Source organism: Gordonia effusa NBRC 100432 (assembly GCF_000241305.1).
Lineage (GTDB): Bacteria > Actinomycetota > Actinomycetes > Mycobacteriales > Mycobacteriaceae > Gordonia > Gordonia effusa.
Window position 1 is genome coordinate 1 of the sequence record NZ_BAEH01000130.1, and the last position, 1431, is coordinate 1431.

The window sequence follows — 1431 nt, forward strand, 5'->3', positions numbered from 1 at the left end:
GGGCGGGTTCTAGCGATCCCCGCAACACCCTGGATTCAGGGAGTTGCGGGGATCGTGTGTTCTGCAGAGTTGAAGGAAGAGTTCTTCGGGGCGTTTGACCGTGTAGATGGCAACGTGACCGAGGCTGCTCGTGTGGTCGGGATTAGTCGTGACACGGCGTATGGGTGGGTGCGCAAGGCCGGGCTGCGTGGTCGAGGGAAGAGCGGTACTGGCGGGCACCGGGGTCGTGTCCGATACGACCAGCTCCGCGCGGAGGGGGTGAGTCGTCGTGAGGCGGCTGCCGAGATCGGCGTGAACATCCGTACGGCCGGGGATTGGGATAAGGGAATCCGCAAAGTCGGGAACGCGCGCCTTCATCCTGATGGACGGCGCGTCGACTACACCACAGGTATGACCACCCATCGCCAGGCCGCTGGCCAGCCATCACTGGCTCGATTGGAAGCGACACTGCATCCACGGTTCCTGACCTTGGCCGATCGGGAACAGATCGCCGACCTGCACCGTGAGGGTCACTCGCTACGGGAGGTCGGTCGGCGGCTGGGTCGGTCGGCCTCGACGATCAAACGCGAAATCGATGCCTATTCAGTCAAGGATGTCTACCGCGCGCACTGTGCGCATCGGGCATGGACCCGCTCACGGTCCCGCCCTAAAGAATCCAAGCTGACCCGGACCGGCCCACTGCGCGACTATGTCGCCGACAAGTTGCAGGACCAGTGGTCCCCAGAACAGGTATGCCACGCTCTCAGGGAAGAGTTCCCCGACGATCAGGGCATGCGAGTGAGCACTGAAACGATCTACCAGGCGATCTATGTCCAGGCCCGGGGAGGGCTGCGCCGCGAGGTCGCGATAGCCTTGCGGACCGGTCGAACCCGCCGCAAACCCCATCGCAAAGCCGAACAGCGCGCCAAGCGGTTCGTCGACGACATGGTGATGATCTCCGACCGCCCCGCCGAGGTCGACGACCGGGCTGTGCCAGGACATTGGGAAGGCGACCTGATCGTTGGCGCCCGCAGCGAGTCCGCGATCGTGACCCTGGTCGAACGCTCCACCCGCTACGTCATGCTCGGACATCTCCCGGGTGGACACACCGCCGAGGAGGTTCGTGACGTGCTAGTGCCGCTGATCGGAACACTCCCTGCGCATCTGCGCGGTTCACTGACCTGGGACCAGGGATGCGAGATGGCCAGCCACAAACAGTTCACCATTGCTACCGGGGTACCGGTCTACTTCTGCGACCCCCACTCACCCTGGCAACGCGGATCTAACGAAAACACCAACGGGCTGCTGCGACAGTACTTCCCGAAGGGCACCGACTTAAGCCTCTACGGGCCCGAGGACCTCGAACTCGTCGCACAGAAACTCAACCGACGGCCACGCAAAACGCTCGACTGGAAAACTCCAGCCGAGCGTCTGCGTGATCTACTGATAGCC

Annotated in this window: 1 protein-coding gene; it reads left to right on the top strand. The window is 63.3% G+C overall.

From position 1 onward, the window contains the following. Window positions 1-258: 258 nt before the first annotated feature. Window positions 259-1431 (top strand): IS30 family transposase (locus GOEFS_RS21685; protein ID WP_138918108.1); only part of this gene is annotated, 1173 nt, incomplete at its 3' end.